The following is a 20754-nucleotide window of genomic DNA, read 5'->3' as shown; positions in this document are numbered from 1 at the left end:
TTCTAAAATTAAATAACTTAGTGAATTCGTTTCACTATTTATAGCTTCACGCCTCCATCCCAAGTTTTAGCACCAGCGTCTGCTTTAGCCGCGTCATTTTAAACACTCTTTATTTAATTGATCACATCTGCTCTGTGGATTTTGTGTTAGATTTCGCTTGCTTCTTAAAGCGATTTTACACAAGGAGATGTTGTGAAAAAGAAGTTACTCTCAAAATTCTTTGTCTTCCCTTCTTCTGTGCTACTGCTTGCCAGCAGCGCATGGGGAGAGGTTCAATTTCTGCCTGCAGAAATTTATCCAACAGGATCCAAAGCGGAAGCTATTGCGGTAGCGGATTTAAATAATGATGGTCGAGATGATGTGGTGCTGAGCACCTCCAGTAATTTTGATTCAGTTAATGACTTTAAATTAAAGATATTTTTACAGGGTGAGAATGGAAAGTTAGAGGATTCCATAGATTATCCATTAGATGGAGATGGAGATGGAGATGGAGATGGAGATGGGGATGGAGCGCATCTGCCAAAATCTATTGCTGTTGGAGATCTGAATAGTGATGGACTTCAGGATGTTGCTGTAGGTTTTGACAAAAGTCGAATTGATGTTTTTTTTCAGCTTAGTGATGGGTCTTTAGCTTTAAGAGAATCTTTTAATTCATCTTACTCTAGTCAAGTAGCCATTGCTGATGTTACCGGGGATGGAGTTAATGATATCGTTGGTAGAGGTGCGGATACTATTGGGGTTGCAGTTTATTCAATAGTTGGTACTAAGCCAAAGGATTATAGGTTTTTTCTTCACTTCCTGGAGCCGGATAATCTTGGCAGCTTGACACTTGGTGACGTCAATAATGATGGCGTCGACGATATCATAACGATTAGTAATCAATCACAAGGTAAGGCCTTAACGGTATTGATATCCCAGGGAGATGGTGATTTTTCCCCGACTTCATACTATGCACTCGGCAGTGATTTTACAGTTTACGATATTTCGGTTAATGATCTAAATGGAGATGGTTTAAATGATATATGGTTGTCTATTGGAGAGGGCTCAGATGCCTCTCAGTTAGCTTTCTATCAAGGGAGTGATGGGTTGCTGCAAAAGCCTTATGCAATTCCCAGTGAAAGCATTTCAGCAATGTTGTTGTCTCATGATTTGAATAATGACTTAAGTCATGAATTTATGACAATTTCATTGAATGCTAATAGTATTTCTGTTTTTGATACACTGACCAGAAATGGATTGTCAGGGCAATCCAGTCACGGTATACCAGAGGATACTTATGCAAATCCTCGAGGAGTAGATGTAGGAGATATCAATAGTGATGGAATTCCAGATGTTGTTATTGCAAGTCCTTCTTCAGGATTGGTTCTGCTAAAGGGAGATACCCAAGGGATTAACTTGGCGCCGATAGCTGATGCTGGAAATGATCAGGTAGTTCAAAAGGATCAGCTAATCCTTTTAGATGGTAGTCAATCAGCTGATAGAGACGGAAGTATTATTGATTATCGCTGGAAGCAAGTATCAGGTTCCCCTGTTACATTCAATGATACGAGTAATGGATTTGCTACCTTCCTGGCACCGTCATCCAAAAATTCCGATATTGGTGGTGATGAAGCTTTGGTGTTCGAATTAGAAGTGGAAGATCATGAAAACGTAGTTTCTGTTGATACGGCGATTGTTACCTTGGATGGAAATATTCCGCCTCGAGCAATAATACGTGACTTTCAGGCAGTAAAATCTGGCGAGGTTGTAATTCTGGATGGTAGTTCCTCAATAGATTTATTTGGAGAGATTGTTAGCTATGAATGGAGGCAAATTTCTGGAGAGCCTGTGGAGTTGGTGCAGGATTCTGAAGCTACGGTGAGCTTCAAAGCACCGGTAATCTCTGGTTCTCCTTTTATATTTTTTGAAGTGTTGAAGTTCGAACTGGTGGTCACAGATAATAAAGGTTTGGAAAGTAGCGCTGTAACTCAAGTGAATGTCCAGAGCCTCGCCTCGCCGCTAGTCATTATTGGAGCCCCCCAAGGAGTGAGCTCTGGTGAAGAAGTACTTCTTGATGGCAGGGCCTCTACAGATGCAGATGGGGAAATCGTTAGTTACAATTGGCGGTCACTTTCTGATATTCCAGTAATTAATAACCAAGACGGCACAGCTAGTTTTATTGCGCCTGAGGTTTCTCCAGGGCTTAAAGCTGCTTTTTTGTTTGAGCTTGAAGTGGTGGATAATGATGGTCTGAAGTCTACCGGCATGGTTGGTATTGTCGTAGAGCAGAATATGCCTCCTATGATGCCTATAGGCCTAATAAAAGTTGTTCAACCAAGCTCCCTTGTTACCCTTGATGCTTCAGGTGCCTTTGATATTGATGGAGAAATAGTAAAATATCAATGGGAGCAATTATCTGGTCCTCCCGTCTCTATAACCAACTCAGATCGCGCTATCGCTTCATTTACAGCACCATCAGAGCAGACTACATTGGTTTTTTCTGTAACACTGACCGATGATGATGGGGAGAGTAGCACTTTTAATGTATCAATTAGAGTTTTTGAGTTAACGCCTATTGGTTAAGAAAAAAGAGCCCCAAGTGGGGCTCTTTTTTACTGTTTCTTATAATTTTCCATATAGCTCAAAGTCAATAATGTCAAAGCCTCTGTGCCTTTATGCAACGTGCCTTCATCCACATAAAATAGCGGTGAATGGTTGCTCGGGGCTTTGCTGGGATCCTGCCCTTGCGGGGTTACCCCTAAAAAGTAGAAAAATCCAGGCACTTCATTCGCGTAATAGGAAAAATCTTCGGCGCCGGTTATTTTGGGTACCTCCACAACACGTTGTTCCCCCACCACAGATCTTAAAATAGGTAGGGCCGTTTCTGTGAGCTCGGCATTGTTGACCGTTACTGGGTAGCCCTCAAGGATTTCCACATCTGCACTGGCTCCAGAGCTTTCGGCAATCAGTTTCGCAGTGGTTTTTAAGCGTTTAAAAATCTCCGCACGATTTTCCATATCAAAATTGCGGATGGTGCCGTTCAGGTAAACACTGTCTGGAATAATATTGTTGCGCACACCGCCATCAATACGGCCGTAGGAAATAACGGCAGGTTCCTTGGTGATATCGATTTGGCGGCTGACAATAGCTTGGGTGCCCATTACAACTTGCGCGGCGGTAACAATCGGGTCAACGCCACCCCAGGGACGTGAACCGTGCGTTTGTCGGCCGTTAATAGTAATGCGAAACTCGTCGGCAGCGGCCATTAACGGACCTGAGCGATAGCCAATCACACCGGAGGGTAACGAGGAGGTGACATGCTGGCCGAATGCCACTTCTGGTTCGTATTTTCTGAACAAGCCTTCCTTGAGCATCAGTTCTGCTCCACCTTCCTCACCATCTGGCGCCCCTTCCTCGGCGGGCTGGAAGATAAAGAGGACATTGCCGGCCAACTCCTCGCGAAGACTTGTAAGTACTTCGGCAGCTCCCATCAGCATGGCCACGTGGGTATCATGGCCGCAGGCATGCATGACTCCGACATCCTTGCCCTTATAAGAAGTTCTCACCTTAGAGGCGAAGGGAACATCGGTTCTTTCGGTGACTGGTAAAGCATCCATATCCGCGCGCAGGGCGACGGTTGGGCCGGGTTTGCCCCCTTTGAGAAAACCCACCAGCCCGGTATGGGCAATCCCTGTCTCAACTTCTAGGCCCAGTGCGCGCAGATGCTTCTCAATATATTTGGCGGTCTCAAATTCACGATTTCCCAGTTCTGGATTCTGGTGCAGATGACGGCGCCATTCGATGACTTTGGGTGCGGTGTCTTCCAGTAATTGCTGGGGATTGGTATCTGCTACAGATACCTGACTGGCCAGTAACGACGTACTGATAGCGAGTGATAGGAGTAGTTTCTTCACGGTATTTTCTCTTTTTCTCATTATCGGTAATCGATTCTATCTTTCTGGAAGAAAAGCGCCAGCGCGAATACGTTTAAGTAGAAACTTGTTCAATGAATATACAGCTGGTGTTGCTGGATGAGGGTGTAGCAAGTTGAGCCGTTGAACAGTAATAAATACTCATGCCAAAATGGTAGTTTAGGGGGGGCTGAGGGCGGATCTTAAAAAATAACAGCGAAATAGTATGCTTAACTGAATATTAAAAATATTATCAGTACAATAGTCATATCAAAATAAACATCAGGGAATCGTAGGGAGAAGGCATTTGGGGATTTTAGATAAAGCCAAGCAGCTTGGAGAAAAAGTCAACGAGTCTGTTACAGCGTTTAGTAGTGATGAAGTGATAGCCAATACCGTTATTAAAGCGGTGGAAAAACAGGAGAAGGTCAATGCAATTCTCAAGGCAAAGGGCTCAAATTATCGGGTAGCAGATATTGATCTTGGCATGGGGATACCGCCGACGGTATCTTTTGGTGTGCGTAGGATAGATGAAATTACTGATGGGTTTGGTGAGGGTGAAGCTGAGGGTCAGGCTTTGAATGCTTCATTTGATTAATTGTTGTAATTCAAGTTGTTTTTTAGAATTTAATGTGGGTTTAATTTATTAATGCAATTTATAAGAAGTAAGAGCTTTACAGGAAAGGTTGCCTGGGAATCAAAGCTCATTGCCAATATGAATGGTGTTACTACCAAACTGCATTGGACCGATAAGCCCTATGTTTGGCATGTAAATGATGGTCAGGAAGTATTTGCTCTGCTCGATGGTTGTGTTGAGATGTTTTATAAGCAAGATGGTAAAGTGAAATCTGAGGTATTGCATCCCGGTGATATCTTTTATGCTTCAGAAGGCACGGAACATGTGGCTCATCCTCAAGGAGAGGCTCGTATACTAGTGGTGGAGATGGAGGGAAGTATTTGATCCTGATCGATCGCTAGACTTTATAAAAGCCGGCTTCTCATTGTTTGCTCAGATAGTCCTTGAATGCCGGTTTTCTTGTGATGGAAGAATACCCTTTTCATAAAAATAATATTGATGCCATAAGTTTACCGATTTATCCCGGTATCAGCCTCCTTGAATAATAATTTGGTTGGTTCTGAGCTATATACCTGCTAATACAGCTATTCTTTAGCTTTACTTGCTGTGTTTAGATGAACCTCTGAGGTTTGGCGCAATTCATATGGAAATTCGGAATCTACTTACTGCACTAGTATGCAATTTATTTTTATTCTGCTCTTCGGCTTTTTCGAATACTATTGATATTAATATAGAAACTGATGGCAAAGCCCTAAAGGACGCAAAAATAGAGCTATGGAAAGCACTGCCCGGTCGTGAAGCACAGCTTCTTAATCAAGTTGTTGCGGATAATCAGGGGAAGGCGCGTTTAACCTATGATTACCTTGAAGAAGGTTCAGTTCTATATATTAAAAGTAAGGGTGGTAGGATCTCTGATAAGTTCCACCAGTACTTGGAACAATTGGCTATTCTTCCCTTAATCAAGCCAAGTTCCGTGATTATAAATGAAATCACCACGATCGGTTCTATTTGGCCCAATGCGCAGCAATTGAAAAATGGCAGGCTACAAGGTTCATTCAATGCATTAAAGATTGGCTCAGGCCATGTGCAACACTTAACGGATGTTTCCAGCGGAAATTTTGGCGGAACAGTGCTGGGATTGGGCAATTTAACTCAATCTGAAACCGTTGCGCGTATGAATACTTTGGCCGCTTTGGTATCACTCTGTGGAGGAAGGGAAACTAGAACAGCCTGTAAAGAATTCCTCAGCTTATCCGAGAGCGCTACGACCTTGGAGGCATTAATAAAGCTGGCAAAGAAACCCTACCTTAATGCTGACAAGTACTTTGAATTGTTTAACAAGTACTATCCGATCCCAGAGGGAAAACAGCGTAGAAATACAAAGTTCCTTCCTTATCTATTATATCCACCAAAGGATTTTGCCCTAAAGATCAAACTTTCTGGTGGAGGCATCTTTGCCGCTGGCCGACTGAAGTTTGATATCAATGGAAATCTATGGAGTGGCCAGAACTGGATGCCGGGCTCGCAGTCTGGATTAAACAGATCAATCGGGGGTGGTGTCGCTCGCCTGAGCCCTGATGGCATGCCTATTTCGCCTCCAATATTGGGGTACAACGGTCAGGGGCTCAATGGCATTGGTTGGGGTACCACTGTAAGTGAAACCAATGTCTGGGTCAGCTCTTTCAATGGTGTGGTGGGTGTTTTTGATCTGGATGGAAATGTGCTAGGCCCCGCTAGGATTAACACCAAGACAGGCATGCTGCAGGGGATGGCTACGGCAATCAACGGCGATGTGTGGCTCTGTGATATTGAGCAAAATCAGCTAGTGCTTTTCCCCGGAGGTAACTATAAAGAGGGGGAGGTTATTAAAGTACCAGGGTTGCTTGCACCTTTTGGCGTGGCAGTGGATAACAATAATATTGTGTGGGTCACCAATGTTGGTTCGGACACCGTTATTCGATTTCCTGCTGCAGATCCGAAGAAAACAGAGCAAATTCAGGTAGGTATTTCACCAAGAGGCTTAGCAATTGACTCCAAGGGGAATATATGGGTAGCTTCCAGTGCAAGTCCAGGCTTCCCCTTACCAAAGATACCTCCTGGAACAAAATTGCAGGAGCAGTTAAAAATATCTGTAAAAAACTTTCTTGCTTACGAAAAAGAAATTCCTAGAACTGGAAATTTGACTTTGATATCTCCTGAAGGAAAGGTATTAAAATCTAACTTATTGAACAATGAAATCAATGTGGGTTTCGGTGTATCTATAGATGGGGCAGATACAGTTTATGTATCAAGTTTTATCGGGGCAGGCTTTTTGCAAGTGTGTGGCGTAGATGTCAATGCCTGTCCTAAAGGGAAGGAAACTGGAGATTTAATCCATTACTATCGAAGCCATTTAATAGAAAAACCCACTGATACAGCTATCGATGATGCGGGCAATGTCTGGGTGGCGAATAATTGGAATGTGCTTGAGGCTGTCTTGGATGATAATCCGAGTCGAGAAATTGCCACTGCTGGTGGCGGCGATGGGTTAGTCGTTATTTATGGTATTGCCAAACCTGTACGTAACCCTCTTATTGGGTCGGTACGTCGGCCGGTGACTCCGGTAGCCCAATGAGGGTGAGAGCCATTACTCTGTGGAGGATTTAAAAAGGTAATGATCCAGTTTACTCTACTTGAGAGTACATGAAGTGATGGTCTATGGGGTAAACTTGTCAATATACTCCTTACTCTCGCCTAAAGAAGCATTTCGGTATTTCTCTAAGCTAGTGTTTTTTTAACCACCTTCCAGCTATAAACGAACTGCTTTAAGGTTTCTTCCTTTTCCCCAAAGAGTTCACCTCACCCTAGACGATTACTTCCCAAGGCTTGAAGATTATTAAGAATTATTGTTTATTGGGAAGTTATAAGAATAAAAGTCGACCTGCTTAATAAAGCTGAGATTTCTCAATACTAAAAATTCCATACTCTGAAGGCGAGCTCAACATGCTACAACTGAGACCCAACTGTGAGTGCTGTGATAAGGACCTACCTCCTAATTCCACAGAGGCAATGATCTGTACCTATGAGTGCACTTTTTGCCGCACCTGTGTTGAAGACATACTGAGCAACGTTTGCCCAAATTGCGGTGGTGGTTTTTGCCCAAGGCCCATTCGTCCACAAGTGGCTCGGCGCCCAGGCGTGGGTCTCGAGTTTCAGCCACCTTCAGAAAAGAGAGTGAAAAGCAAATTCAGCCACGAGGAAATGCAAGTTTTCGCTGAATCCCTAAGAGAGATTGCTGCTGAAGTGCGTTGATCTTTTTGCTGTGATTATTGATGCAGAGTTATGTGCTAATGACCAAATTATATTTTCCGGTCAATAGCTGTTTAGCATGCTGTCGCCGTGATAGCTATTCTGCATTAATAGGGAAAAAAGGTACGAAGAGAAGTAATGCACTCAGCCTGTGTCCTTAAGGGCATATTTTCTTCGCTTCAGGGGCAGTAGTAGATTACCCGGTTACTTTATGGGCTAGGTTGCCCTCAACCCTGATCTATGGGGCTAGCATAATTTCTTCTCACCCCTTAACTTATATCGCCTTTTTTTGGGGATCTTATAGGGATAACTATGACGAGTATCGTAGCGGATATCGGCGGCACTAATGCCCGTTTTGCGATAGCCAGACCGGTTGCGGAGGGCTATCAGCTAGAGGGACTGAAAGTGGTGGACTGCAAGCGCTTTGAAGGGTTTGATGCTGCGCTGCAGCATTGGTTGGATGGCCTCAATCAGCCCAGACCTGAGAAAGCCTGTATTGCCGCTGCTGGCCCGCTGGAAAAGACTCCCTCTGGTAGTCGCGTTTACATGACCAACCTGGGCTGGAGTATTGATGCCACGGCCCTGGCCGAGGAGTTTCAGTTTCCCCATCTGGAGTTGATCAACGATTTTGCTGCGTTGGCTCAATCCCTGCCACGCCTGACTAGTAGCGATTATAAGGTACTGAGAGATGTGCCCCGCCCACAAGGGGCGCCCATGGTGGTACTGGGACCGGGTACTGGCCTCGGTGTGGCGGGCCTGGTTGAGGCGGATGGACGCTACCATGTGCTCGCAGGCGAGGGAGGCCATGCCAACCTGACAGTCTCCACCGAGCGCGAGTTGCAATTACTTCAGATCCTCATGAAGAGCCGTACACCAGTTTTTAATGAGTGGGTCCTCTCTGGAAATGGCTTGGTAAATCTGTACCGCGCCGTCTGCGAATTGAATGGTCGACCCCCTGAAGCGCTGACACCACCGGATGTAAGCACTCGTGGCCTGGATAACTCCGACCCTATGTGTCGTGAGACTCTGCTGGATTTCCTCAATTTCCTCGGCAGTGTCGCGGGAGATGCAGCGCTGTATATGGGCGCACGTGGTGGAGTATTCCTGGGGGGAGGTATACTGCCTCGTATCGCAGAGTTGTTGCCCGAAAGCGAGTTTGAGCAGCGCTTTCTCACCAAGGGGCGGGTTGCACAGTGGATGCAAGCCGTGCCGGTCTATGCCTTGAATGCCGGCTACCAGGCCCTCATCGGTGCTGCGGTGCAGTTGGAGGGTTGATTTGCCTGCTGCGCTCCTGAAATAGATCAGTTCATTTGTTTCAGGGGCACCTATAAAACGTTTGGGAAAGTTAACGCTAAATCGTCACTTTTTTCAGGGGCTCCGCAAGGCTTAAAGCTTCTCTTACAAGCCACACCTCCCTTTGCACCTACCTTGTTAGATGCAATTTACCTTCGCCGCATCGCGTGTAATTATGCGGCATACCAGCGTGATTGAAGTCACAGTTTCTCCCGCCTCCTCCCCCCTCGGGGGAGGATGTTATGGATAGGGGGCCGGCCTAGGATGCAGGGTCTCAACATAACGATAAGTCCAGGGAGAAGATGATGAGTCTATCCAATAAAGGTAAAGGGGCGCTCAGACCCACTTTGCTATCTGCTGCCATCGCGGCCTCCGTGTCCACCTCGGTTGGGGCCTATGCGCAGGAGCAGGAAACACTGGAAGAAGTAACAGTTACCGGTATTCGCACCAGCGTTTTGGACTCCGTTGAAGCCAAGCGCGCCGCCGATGTGGTGGCCGATGTGGTAGATGCGGGTGCTCTGTCATCTCTTCCCGACCAATCTATTGCCGACGCCCTGGGCCGCCTGCCCGGCGTAACCACCGTGCGCTCCAACGGTCAGTCCTCACAGCTAAATATCCGCGGTATGAACGGCGATTTCCTGCAGACGACCCTGAATGGTCGTGAGCAGGCCTCTACAAGTGGTTATACCGAAAGTACTCGCTGGATTTCTTTTGACCAATACCCGGCTGAGCTGATTAATCAGGCGGCGGTCTACAAGACTCCGAAAGCCTCTCATATCGAAGGTGGTGTAGCGGGCTCTGTAGAGCTGAAAACGGCCAACCCTCTCGATGCCGACAAAGAACACAACTTTAATGCCAATGTACGCATGTCGTTTAACGACGCAGCCGATGACGTCGGTGCCGACGAGTTCGGTGAGCGTGTTACGCTGTCGTACATGGGTAAATTTATGGATGACAAGGTGGGCGTAGCTCTGGGTTATTCTCACCTTGAGCAGCCGAACAACTTTACCAAAGCGCGTGCAGGTGCTGACGATCAGCTCGGATACTTCACCGGAACTACGGAAGATGAAGAGGAAGTAAATGTACCTCGAGCCTTCCAATGGCAGGCTGGAACAGGTACAGATACTCGCGATGGCTATCTGGCCAGTGTTGTATTCCAGCCTACAGATAACTTCAAGGCTCAGCTTGACTATTTCAAGTCTGAATTTGAGCGGATTGATACTCGCCACGGTATTACTGTTGGCAACTTAGAAAAGACCGATGGTTACACCCCTTATGGAATAATAGATGGGGGGGTTGCAACCTCAGGCACAGCAACTGTCACCGATACAACTATTGGTCCCTGGTTTGAAGCGCGCTCCGAAGATCAATCCACCCAGGCAGATAGCGACAGTATTGGCTTGAATTTGGAGTGGAGTTTTGCTGATCAGCATACTTTAACTTTCGATTATTCATACAGCGAAGGCACCAAGACTCGCAAGGACCAGATTGTGTCCATGCATGCGTATGACTTGGGGTATGACGATAGCGGTGAGCTGGAGACTTGGCAGGAAGCGGCAAATCAAAGCTTTGCTTACTCAATGAAAGGTGATGGTATACCTTCAGCTGCTTTTGCCGGGGTAGATTTTACTGACCTGGATACCATGCGTCTTTCTCGTTATGAGGAGTATCCTCACGAGTACACTGACGAGATTGAAGCCTTCAAACTGGACTACCAATTTGATTTGGAATGGGGCGCAATCGCTTCTATTGAAGCTGGTCTTCGTTACTCTGAGAGAACTTTTGATTCTGATCGTGGAACCTTCCTATATGGTAGTCGCGATGGGCAGTATAACGGTTACTGTGAAGACAACCTTTCAGAAATTGAATGCATGCCACAGGAGCTGGATGGTTTCGTAAAAGTTCAATCCGTTGAAGGTGCTCCCGATCATTTCGTTATCACTGATATGGATGGCCTTGCATCAAGCATTTTTGGTGCTGGTAACTACAATGGTGTAAAAACTTTCAGTAATGGTAAGGATTGGACTTTTGTTGAGTCTGGAGCTGTTACTGAAGAAGTATTCGCTTACTATGCGATGGCGAATATTGATACCCAATTGGGTGGCATACCTGTAACCGGTAACTTTGGTGTGCGTATTGTCGAAACAGACGTTAAATCAAAAGGCATCCAAAAAATTGGTGATGGACTTGGTACCGCGATCACTGATGATTTGGGTGTGACTAGCACCGACTATGGCCATGTCGAGTATGGCCCTGAATATACTGATACCTTACCTTCATTAAATTTAAACTTTGAGTTATCAGAACAAGATTACATTCGCTTCGCCGCAGCAAAAGTTATGGGACGCCCGCCGGTTGGCCAGCTAAAGGGCGGTGCAGGTTCTTGGAACTCAGCGGGAGAGAATGATTATAATGTTTGGACCAAAGGATCTCCCTACCTAGATCCCTTCCGTGCGAATCAATTTGACTTAGCTTATGAACACTACTTTGAAGATGGTGGTGCGGTCACTGCAGCAATCTTCTGGAAAGATATCGAGAGTCTGATCGAGAAGCAGTATATTTATCTCGACAGCCAGTCTGAACGCACAGCTCTGTTTAAATCTTTGGGTATCGATGTTCCGGTAGGCTTTGAAGCTGGTGCATTTGAAACCTACGTGAACAATGATAAGGGTGGCTATATTCGCGGCATTGAGCTGGCTGGTACGAAAACCTTTGATCAGCTCCCAGGAGTTCTATCTGGGCTTGGTATGACCGCTAGTTATTCTTACACAGAAAGTGAGACTGAGGTTACCGGCGGTAATCTCGCTGGCGAGACAATGCCCTTACCAGGTCTATCTGAGAACGTGTGGAGTACTACGGTATTTTGGGATATCGGAAACTTCAGCAGCCATGTAAATGTGCGCTATAGAGATGAATTTACAGAAGTAATGTCAATCCCTGGTAGCTCTACAGTAGTTCCTGCTCGTGAATATACAACTGTGGATGCACAGATTTCCTATGCTTTCGAAAATGGTATTGATATTGTTTTATCCGGCAATAATTTGACCAATGAAGCGGATGTGAAATCTTACGGGGTGGATGGTGCCCTCGGTGAATATACTGAATTCGGGCGTCAGTTTTATCTCGGATTAAACTATAGCTATTAAGTGCTTCTAGTTAATCCGGTGTAAACTGGAATAGTAATAAAAGACCACCCGCTGAGCCTTGCTTGCCGGGTGGTTTTTTGTTGGAAATTCCTCAATACCTGATATTTCGTTCAGGTTCTGAATATTTGAGAATAGAAATGAACCGTCAAAATAAAAAAATTATTATTCTGGGTGGCGGTACCGCCGGATGGATTACCGCTAACTTGATGGCGACCCATTGGCAGGATAAAGGGTTTGAAATCACCCTGGTGGAATCACCGGATATTGGCATTATTGGCGTAGGGGAGGGCTCGACACCGCCTTTAAAAGGCTTCATGGAGACGATTGGTGTTAGCGAAGCGGAGTGGATGCCGGAATGCAATGCGACTTACAAGGTGGGAATCACCTTTAAAGACTGGTCACTGAAGCCAGGTTTCACCGAGTATGTTCACCCTTTTGTCGCTCAACCAGATCAATTCACTATCCCGGCATTTTTCCATAATAGTTTCTTACGTAGAAAAGGCATCGATCTGGAAGGGCACCCAGATCAGTTCTTTCTGGCAACTGAGATGATCCGGCAAAAATTATCTCCAGTCGCGCCGGAAAACTTCCCTTTTGAAATTGCCTATGGCTACCATTTTGATTCTGGTTTATTGGGCCAGTTCCTGCGGCGTGTTGCAGAACAGAAAGGCGTTCGCTATAAGGAGGCGACAGTGGCTGGCGCCATGCTCGATGCACAGGGGAATATTGATCACCTGAAAACTACTGATGGTGAGGTTCTCAAAGCGGATCTGTATGTCGATAGTTCGGGTTTCCGTGGGAACCTAATCCAGCAAACACTGAAAGTGCCGTTTATTAGTTGTGCGGAGAGTCTCTTTAATGATTCGGCAATAGTGTTTCCGACCGAGCAAGAAGAAAATTTTGCTCCTCACACAATATCTAAAGCGATGAAGTATGGTTGGGCATGGAAAATTCCCCTGACCAATCGCAATGGCAATGGCTATGTTTATAGCTCTAGTTTTGTGGATGCTGACAAAGCGGAAACAGAAATTCGTGCCCATCTGGGACTACTGGATAGTGATGTAGAGACTCGTCAGTTGAAGTTCAAAGTTGGTCGGGTAGCTCAGCACTGGGCAAAAAACTGCCTAGCCGTGGGGCTTTCTCAGGGTTTTATAGAACCCCTAGAAGCGACAGCCCTGGATATGGTTCAAGAGACCGTGGTGCGATTTATCGAAGCCTATAACAATGGCGACTACACCGATAAATATAGGGACGAATTTAATAATCGCATCAGCGCCCGTTTTGATGCCGTACGTGACTACATCGTCTGTCACTACCGAATCAGTTCGCGTAGGGATACTGATTACTGGATTGCCAATAGCACCAATGAAAAAATCTCACAATCTCTGCGGTCTATATTGCAGTCCTGGATGGCCGGTAAGAATATTACCGATGAACTGCTAAATCAAAATCTGGATATCTACTTTCCCAATGTATCCTGGAACTGCTTGTTGACAGGCAAGGGTATCTACCCAGATCAGCAACAGCTGCGCCCGGGCAGTGACTTGGCAAATAAATATAAAATTGAAGATATTCGGGAGTTCAATAGACGTTGCGCATTGAACTTTGGATCGCACTGCGAACATTTAAGGATGTTGCAGTCCATTTGAAACTATCTTAGGGTGAATTGAAGATTTTCAGGGAAAAGATAGAGCCGGATACTTTTCATTAGCCCGGCTCTGAGGAACCTATTATTCTACAGTCTTTTCCAGCTTCTTGGTTTCCTTCATGTGCAGCATCCGCTTATCGCCCCGTTCACCGCGAATTCTTACCCGGTCCCCAGATTTCATGCCCTTTTGCTTAACCTCTTTAGCGTCAATAAAATAATAATTACCGCTAGCTTCATCTTTGATGCTGAAACGACGTTCTACCTTACCGGTTTTAAAGTCTTCAGAGATAATTTCCTCTAAAGTCCCAGTAACGACTTCCTCTGCTTGACAGAAAAGACTAAAAGTAATGGTGAATACGATTAATAAAACCTTATACATTAAGACTACCTTCTAAATAAAATGATTGATGGCTCAAGTAACTCTCTGACTGTTTTCATAATCCTTACTTATCATATTCGACCGATATCACTGCAGATTGGCCAGGCTCGCTGTTAGATTTGTAAGTAATCATGAGGCCGACATTGTCATCTTTAAAAGAATCACCTGGTTTTTCCAGTACGGCGACATGGTTTGAATCTATATCATGCAAATAGTGAATGGTCACTGAATTGGCATAATGAGACCTTGGATTTAGAATGTTGTGGCCAATATGATAGTTAACATAGTAGTAATCTTTACCATTTTTACTACCATTGCTTTGCACTTTAAGTTGTTGAGGAAGTGTCCCGGAGAGCTCACCTGCTGTCAGCTCTATGGCCTGAATCTCTATATCCTGGGCACTGCCAGCGATCTGGCTGACGGTTGTAGTGTACTCTGGATTTGACTTGTACCAACCCATAACTTCCCGGTGGGCACTGCCAAATAGGCGAGATTTTGACCGGTTGCCCATTAGGGAGCCGGCGGTACCGTATTCATTTTCGGCTGTACCATCGTTATCTTCGTCCCAGCCTGCGTGGCCAAGGCCAATATTGTGACCCAGCTCATGCCCCATCACCAATTGATCGGTGCGTGCGGCAACAATACTCCACTTGCCACCCACAGAGGCAATACCAGTACCAATCAAACCGGCATCTTCGGCTTCTGAAGGGTAGATATACACTTGGTGGCGCCAATCACTTAAGTTCAAAGGCTGACCGTTATCATCAACCAAGTTATTTTTGGCCCATTGATGGGCATCGTCTCTCCAGGAAAAACCACCATCGGTGTACTTGCCACCCTGGCCTTGGCGAGCTTGTGCATCTGCAACGCTTAATGTTCCCCCATTTTGAGGGTCTGGAATAGTGTATGTAATACAGTCAATAGAGCTTTTTTCTACACCCTCCTCACCATAGCAATAATGCTGCAGAGTATCGTTATCGATTCGGTGCCTAAGGAACTTGAGTTGGCCCTGGGAATTTTCCAGATAGGCATTATCAAGAGAATCGACTTCATTGAAGACCATGTCGGCAATTTCGCTAACCCCCGCCTCTCTGGTGGCGATAGCGTCGGAGAAATTCATAAATATAAAAACGATACTGTTTTTAGACGAGGCTGTTGTAGCAATTGAAAAAACTACTGATTGCTGGCTGCCATCTGTAAGTAGAAATTTGATCGTGTCTTCACTAGTTTCTCCTGTTTTTAATGCCTCGCTGTTGCTATTAAGTGAGTATTCCCAGGTTCCATCACTCTGAAGGGTAAATTGACCATATTTACCCTCAATGGAGTCTGCACTGAAGAGGGGGGTATTACCGTCGACATCATCGATTTCCAACTTACCAGAGGCGTACTCTTTGTCATTAAAAACCAATGAAGAGAGGGGCATGCTAGGTTTGAAAGAATAGGGGTCGTCAGCGCCGGTTATCTGAATGCTAATTTTTGTGACGTCATTGCCATTACCCACACCGAGGGTAAACGAATCGGTGGCCTGCTCATCTGCATCCAGGGGATCGGAGAGAGCGCTATCTAGGGTATAGAGCCAGCTGCCATCAATTGAGGTTGTCAGGGTGCCATAAGTGCCTTGAAAACTACTATTTTCAAAGATCTGGCTGGGGTTGGCATCATCAATGAGCTTGCCACTCGTAGAGACTGTGCGGTCTTCGGTAACACTGCCTTCACCACCGCTAATTGTACCGATGCCAGTCTCTTGACTGCCACTGCCACTGCCACTGCCACTGCCACTGCCACTGCCACTGCCATTTCCTGCAGCGCTATCAGAGCCACCGTCACCGCCCCCACTACCACAAGCAGTCAAGAATACCGCCAAGCTGATGGTTGAAAATAGTTTTATCGAATCTTTCATATTGCTCTTGATATCCATCTGTAATTTTGCGCAGGATTATAGGCTAGAGATCTGCATATTCTGTGAAATCGGGTGGATATTGGAGCTTTACTGTGAATATTCAGGAATTGATACCTATTAGGTACTCTTGGCGAAATTAAAGTAAAAATAATCTAGGAAATTACCTTCTGAATTACCTATCAGAATATTTATTTAATTCTTATAGCCTTGTAATTTCAGGCTAAAAATTGCTCTTTATGTCACCAGTTTGTCACTAATGTACATAGGTGGAAGTAAAGCGACCAATTTGACGGTTGGCCGCTTTACCAGTAAATCTGGGGGGAATTATTCAGCTTTTGATAAGAGACTAACCAATTTGCCTATATCCAACTCACTGCAATATTGGGCTTTTTGGCAGTTAAGTAGGGTTTCTCTGACGATGTTGTTTCCGCTCTGCTCAGAGGCCAATGTTAAAAAATGTAGGGCCTTTTGCAGATCATATTCTTTAAGCTCATCGGAGCTGTAAGCTCTGGCCAGCTTTAAAGAGGCTCCCGTATGGCCGAGTTCAGAAGCGATTTTATATAATTCAAGAGCTTGTTCCTGATCCTTGTTTACTCCCAACCCTTGTTCATACATTCGCCCCTGGTTATAAAGACCATACATGGAGTGATGTTTTGAAGCGCGTTCAAACCAGGCTAATGCTTCTGCATAATCTTGTGTGCCTTCACTTTGGTTGAGATAAAGTATCCCCAGAGCGTTCATTGCTTCGGTGGAGCCCGCCTCGGCGGCTTGCGTTAGATATTGCCTCGCCTGATGTAGATCTTTTTCAACACCTTGTCCGTTTTGGTAGAGTAACCCCAGGTTGTAGCTGGCCCTGGCCGATCCCTGCTGTGCGGCGTATTGATAGATTTTAATTGCCCGATGGTAATCCTGCTCTACACCGGCACCCATAGCAGAGGCATAGCCCAGATTGGTCACGCATTCGAGATTATTTATCTTGGCACAGAGGGCATACCAGCCATAGGCGAGTTCGTGATTGGTCGGTACAAGTTTTCCAGTGGAATTGAGTACCCCCATACGAAATTGTGCTGGGTGGTGCCAGCTTAGGGCTGCCTTTTCGAAGTCCCGTAGCGCGGACTGTTCATCTTCCTTTTGTTGGTAGAGACCGTTTTCTGCAATTCTTCCCCTTAAATAAAGTGCTGCGGGGAATCCGGCACCGGCCGATTGCTGTAGAAAATGTATTCCCTCCTGAATCTGGTCGTTTCCAGCGACCTCAAGCAGATATTTCCCATAGTAAAATTGTGCAGGGGGATAGTTCTTTTCCGCCGCCTGGCTAATCAGGTCTGCGAAGATTTCCTCTTGTCCCGGCTTACCTATCATATGAGAGCCTGCGAGATCCAGCAGTGCCGGGGCATAGCCTTGCTGGGCGGATAGTTGCAGGTAGTGCTCTGCTAACTCCGTTCTCGGCATATTGTATTGATTCGATGCCAGTAATAGCGCCATTGCGTACTCGGCCTCGCCCTTGAGCATGGTGACTGCAGCACTTGCCAACAACTGCCTGGCCAACTCTGTATCGACTTCTATACCCAGTCCAATAGTGGTGATATAAGCGAGTAGAATTTTACCTTCCTGTAGCCCCAAATCTGCAGCGGCAACAAAGAGTTGGGCACATTCATCCACGGCAAACATGGTGCTGTTGCCTTCGAGGCACAGATTGCCAAGGCTAATATTCGCGGTGAGAGAGCCCATGCCAATGGCTTCTAAGTAGGTTTGCTCCGCCTGCTGGAATTCCCCCTCAGCTTCCTGAACCTGTCCAACGGCGTGGCGTGCGGCATAGTCAGACTCTGCCAACGGTTGAATGATGCTTTTATACAAAGAGTCAGAGAGACCGGCAAAGGGGTATTGAATTTCGAGCAGGCGATGGAGGAAACGACTGTTATCAAAGTATATTTTGCGTACTTTGCCGCTATCAGGATCGCGCACATTGTAAACTCGATACAGGCCGCTTCGACTCGCGGCAAATTCAAAATAGTTATCGAGTATTTCATAGCCAGACATGCTGAGTAGGTCCTCAGCGTCGGCCCAACTGGCTATTTCATAGGCGCTATAGAACGTATCGCCCCTGCGCGATGACAGTATTCCTGTGGCGATAAAGTTAAAAATATTCTGGTGATAGTTGGCCTGATCACTATTGCCAGCAGATTCATAGCATTCGGCGGCGCTCAGGTGTGGCAGTAGCGAGATACTGTTGAGCAGGGTTATTTCTTCCCAATTTATTTCTGTACAGGTTTTCCTGCCGCTTTCCAGCTCTATCATTTCTGACTGGTAACGATCTTGTGCCTCTAAGGTTCTGAGAGGCTGGGGTGATTTTAAATATTCACTCCAATAGGTAGCATATCGCACCGAATCCGGTGCTTGCGCAACCTGCTCGGTTAAAGCCTGCAGTGGATCTGCGGGTGTTTGGACCGCGGTCTGGGAGGCGCAGGAAGCCAGTAAGAATAGGGTGGGTAAAATCAGCAGCTTCTTCATGGCTTACTTCCTGATTAGGGATTTAATCAGGTTTTTCATTTCCTGGCTTCTATTGCGCTCGGAGGAAGCCTCCCCTTTAGCCCAAAACTTATACTGCAGTGCTTTGTCGAGCTGATTGAACTGTGCCAAATAGTTGGGCACATCTTGGGGTTCCACATGATCGGTTTTGGATTTGAAGGTGTAGTCCACCAGAAGTGCGCCGTTATCCAGTTTGGCATTGCGAGTAAAGGTGAACCAGGGGTTGTCGATAGTGGTGGTACCCAGCTCCTCCTGCCAGAGAAGCTCCCCGCGAATATTCACAGTCGCACTCTGTTGGACATCGACTGGGTGTGTCAGCGCCAGGGGGCTTTGGCGAATAGGGCGTTGAGGCTTGGATAAATAGGGTACCAAAGCGGAGCCATACAAGGAAAATATCTTGCGCGCGGAACTCAGCTGGGCAAAGTCGCCGATTTGGTAATGCTCGGATACCTCCAGCTGGTTTTCCTGCAGGCTATCCTTATAGGTGATCTCTGGATTGGTGCTTACGCTCGGATAATAACCGGCGATAAAATTGGTATAGCTACTTTTGATTTGCTCAGAATCTGCAGTAAGGAAGAATTGGCGCACCTGCTCGGCTTTCAGGTGGGAGAAATGAGAGCGTACTTGGAGTTTCGCACGGTTTTCCGCCGCATTGATATCATACTGTTCTTCGATACGGGCGCTGTAGCTGGCGACCTGTTCTGAGCTAGGTTCTACGGTTTTCAGGGCACGGGTCTGCTTGGCAATGGGAAGTGCCAATTCATAATCGAAAAAGCCCTTATTCTCTATATCGATACCCTGACCTGAAGCCGTGGCATCCACCCAGTATTCCCGATTATTTAGTTCGATCAGGTTGATCACATGGTTAAAAGTCTCGGGGGAGGGAATATCCTCGCCGATATCCCGCCCACGGGAAGAGGAGACCAAGGCGGGGTAGGATTGCACTCCCATGTGTGCCAGCATACTAGTTAGTAAAAGCGCTTTGTCTTTGCAGTCCCCATAGCGTTTTTCCAAGGTTTCCTGGGGTGTTCTGGGTTGGTGGGAATTAATACCCAACTCAATGCCAAAGTAGCGAATATCCTCCTGCACATATTCAATAGCCTTGCTGACCGCAGCCTCAAGCCCCAGCTGTGTCCGCCAGTTATCCAGTTTTCTTTTTAATGCCTCTGGCAATGAGCGGTCGACTTGGTAGAGCCCCAGGGCCCAGTCGTTCACCTGCCCCCAGTTGTCGTAGCTGGAGTATTGGATGTAATTAAGCGGGTCGTGCCAATATGGATATTCGCTTTCCATTGGCACTCCCGCAACATCGCGCAAGTCCAGGGTGTAAGCGTAATTATTTTGTTGCTGGGTTTTGTGGACAGGATATTCACGATGGTTAAATCGGTAATTAAGTTTCTTGTCGCTGCTAATTTTCACAAAGCGGCGATCTACCGCCTGGGGCCAGGAGAGGTACAAACGGCCAAAGTCGCTGCGGGCAAAAATCGGGTTGCTGCCCTCAATGGTATAGGCGTAGCTGATAATATCGCCGGGGCGAATATCTTCCAGTATATACAGTGCATTCCATTGTTCGGAGTAGAGTTTATTCGCGAGCTCCTGCTCAGATTGGAAAAGCTTGAAGCCATCCTTTTGTAGGCGATCCAGTCGCTCACCGTTACGCTGTACACTGATATCGTGCACCCACAGCTTTTGGAAAGCTGGGAAGAAGCTGAAACTCAGCTCGGCAATTTCACTGACACCTTGCTGATTCAGGGGCTCAACCATTACCTGGAAGTAATACTGCTGCTCTTTTCCCCTGTGGCGGATCTGGGAATTGGAGAGGTGCACACGCACGCTGCCTTGCGCCGGGCGCTTTGATTCCACCGGCTGTAAAATTTCCACCCATTCTGGCGTGGCACTGAATAACAGCTCCGGGGCAGCTTGTGCAAATGAGGTGACAAGGAAAAGAGTGGCAGCCAACAATTGGCCGAGGAAACGATATTTCAAGGTGAGCCTCAATAGTTTTGACAGCGGGCGTTAACAGGCACTCATTCAAGGTACGGAGGGAGCTAAAGGAGCTAAGAGGAAGCGAAGGCAATTACCGGTCGGTTCCGGCAAACCGCTAGCTCCT

At 46.4% G+C, this 20754-nt stretch carries 13 protein-coding genes; 8 read left to right on the top strand and 5 right to left on the bottom strand.

Features of this window, described 5'->3' with window-relative positions; translation table 11 throughout:
• Nucleotides 1–192 precede the first annotated feature (192 nt).
• Nucleotides 193–2562: a VCBS repeat-containing protein gene (locus FIU95_RS17980; protein WP_152455174.1), complete on the top strand. Its 2370-nt coding sequence runs from the start codon at nt 193–195 to the stop codon at nt 2560–2562.
• Nucleotides 2563–2591: 29 nt separating this feature from the next.
• Here FIU95_RS17980 and FIU95_RS17975 read toward each other — a convergent pair whose 3' ends face one another.
• Nucleotides 2592–3893, bottom strand: coding sequence for an amidohydrolase (locus FIU95_RS17975; RefSeq protein ID WP_172975450.1), 1302 nt, complete (start codon nt 3891–3893; stop codon nt 2592–2594).
• Between the two features lie 304 nt (nt 3894–4197).
• Between FIU95_RS17975 and FIU95_RS17970 the strand changes: the two genes are divergently transcribed.
• The 7 genes from FIU95_RS17970 to FIU95_RS17940 all read left to right on the top strand — a co-directional run bounded on the left by FIU95_RS17970 (nt 4198) and on the right by FIU95_RS17940 (nt 13843).
• Nucleotides 4198–4488, top strand: coding sequence for a hypothetical protein (locus tag FIU95_RS17970; protein WP_152455169.1), 291 nt, complete (start codon nt 4198–4200; stop codon nt 4486–4488).
• A 51-nt stretch (nt 4489–4539) separates the two neighbouring features.
• Nucleotides 4540–4851, top strand: coding sequence for a cupin (locus tag FIU95_RS17965; protein WP_152455167.1), 312 nt, complete (start codon nt 4540–4542; stop codon nt 4849–4851).
• A 259-nt stretch (nt 4852–5110) separates the two neighbouring features.
• The gene (locus FIU95_RS17960; RefSeq protein WP_152455165.1) at nt 5111–7081 is read left to right on the top strand and encodes a hypothetical protein; all 1971 of its coding nucleotides are present in this window, start codon (nt 5111–5113) and stop codon (nt 7079–7081) included.
• 368 nt (nt 7082–7449) lie between these two features.
• The gene (locus FIU95_RS17955; RefSeq protein WP_152455163.1) at nt 7450–7758 is read left to right on the top strand and encodes a DUF1272 domain-containing protein; all 309 of its coding nucleotides are present in this window, start codon (nt 7450–7452) and stop codon (nt 7756–7758) included.
• Between the two features lie 309 nt (nt 7759–8067).
• Nucleotides 8068–9030, top strand: coding sequence for a glucokinase (gene glk, locus FIU95_RS17950; protein WP_152455161.1), 963 nt, complete (start codon nt 8068–8070; stop codon nt 9028–9030).
• 323 nt (nt 9031–9353) lie between these two features.
• Nucleotides 9354–12194: a TonB-dependent receptor gene (locus tag FIU95_RS17945; RefSeq protein ID WP_152456452.1), complete on the top strand. Its 2841-nt coding sequence runs from the start codon at nt 9354–9356 to the stop codon at nt 12192–12194.
• A 137-nt stretch (nt 12195–12331) separates the two neighbouring features.
• The gene (locus FIU95_RS17940; RefSeq protein WP_152455159.1) at nt 12332–13843 is read left to right on the top strand and encodes a tryptophan halogenase family protein; all 1512 of its coding nucleotides are present in this window, start codon (nt 12332–12334) and stop codon (nt 13841–13843) included.
• A gap of 81 nt (nt 13844–13924) precedes the next feature.
• Here FIU95_RS17940 and FIU95_RS17935 read toward each other — a convergent pair whose 3' ends face one another.
• From FIU95_RS17935 to FIU95_RS17920, 4 genes are all read right to left on the bottom strand, one after another.
• Nucleotides 13925–14221, bottom strand: a complete 297-nt coding sequence (locus FIU95_RS17935) for a hypothetical protein (protein ID WP_152455157.1) — start codon at nt 14219–14221, stop codon at nt 13925–13927.
• A 64-nt stretch (nt 14222–14285) separates the two neighbouring features.
• Complete coding sequence (locus FIU95_RS17930; RefSeq protein WP_152455155.1) at nt 14286–16121, bottom strand: VCBS domain-containing protein; 1836 nt, start codon at nt 16119–16121, stop codon at nt 14286–14288.
• Nucleotides 16122–16445: 324 nt separating this feature from the next.
• On the bottom strand, nt 16446–18629 hold the full coding sequence (locus tag FIU95_RS17925) for an SEL1-like repeat protein (protein ID WP_152455153.1): 2184 nt from the start codon (nt 18627–18629) through the stop codon (nt 16446–16448).
• A 3-nt stretch (nt 18630–18632) separates the two neighbouring features.
• Entirely contained in the window at nt 18633–20630 is a 1998-nt protein-coding gene (locus FIU95_RS17920) for a DUF3857 domain-containing transglutaminase family protein (RefSeq protein ID WP_152455151.1), read from the bottom strand.
• Between the last annotated feature and the right edge of the window lie 124 nt (nt 20631–20754).

This window comes from Microbulbifer sp. THAF38, from assembly GCF_009363535.1.
Classification (GTDB): domain Bacteria; phylum Pseudomonadota; class Gammaproteobacteria; order Pseudomonadales; family Cellvibrionaceae; genus Microbulbifer.
This window is presented reverse-complemented; position numbering and strand designations above follow the sequence as displayed.

Coding starts and splice junctions, on each gene's coding strand:
- FIU95_RS17965 (WP_152455167.1), top strand. CDS start 4,540: ATGCAATTTATAAGAAGTAAGAGCTTTACAGGAAAGGTTGCCTGGGAA.
- FIU95_RS17960 (WP_152455165.1), top strand. CDS start 5,111: ATGGAAATTCGGAATCTACTTACTGCACTAGTATGCAATTTATTTTTA.
- FIU95_RS17955 (WP_152455163.1), top strand. CDS start 7,450: ATGCTACAACTGAGACCCAACTGTGAGTGCTGTGATAAGGACCTACCT.
- glk (WP_152455161.1), top strand. CDS start 8,068: ATGACGAGTATCGTAGCGGATATCGGCGGCACTAATGCCCGTTTTGCG.
- FIU95_RS17945 (WP_152456452.1), top strand. CDS start 9,354: ATGAGTCTATCCAATAAAGGTAAAGGGGCGCTCAGACCCACTTTGCTA.
- FIU95_RS17940 (WP_152455159.1), top strand. CDS start 12,332: ATGAACCGTCAAAATAAAAAAATTATTATTCTGGGTGGCGGTACCGCC.
- FIU95_RS17935 (WP_152455157.1), bottom strand. CDS start 14,221: ATGTATAAGGTTTTATTAATCGTATTCACCATTACTTTTAGTCTTTTC.
- FIU95_RS17930 (WP_152455155.1), bottom strand. CDS start 16,121: ATGAAAGATTCGATAAAACTATTTTCAACCATCAGCTTGGCGGTATTC.
- FIU95_RS17925 (WP_152455153.1), bottom strand. CDS start 18,629: ATGAAGAAGCTGCTGATTTTACCCACCCTATTCTTACTGGCTTCCTGC.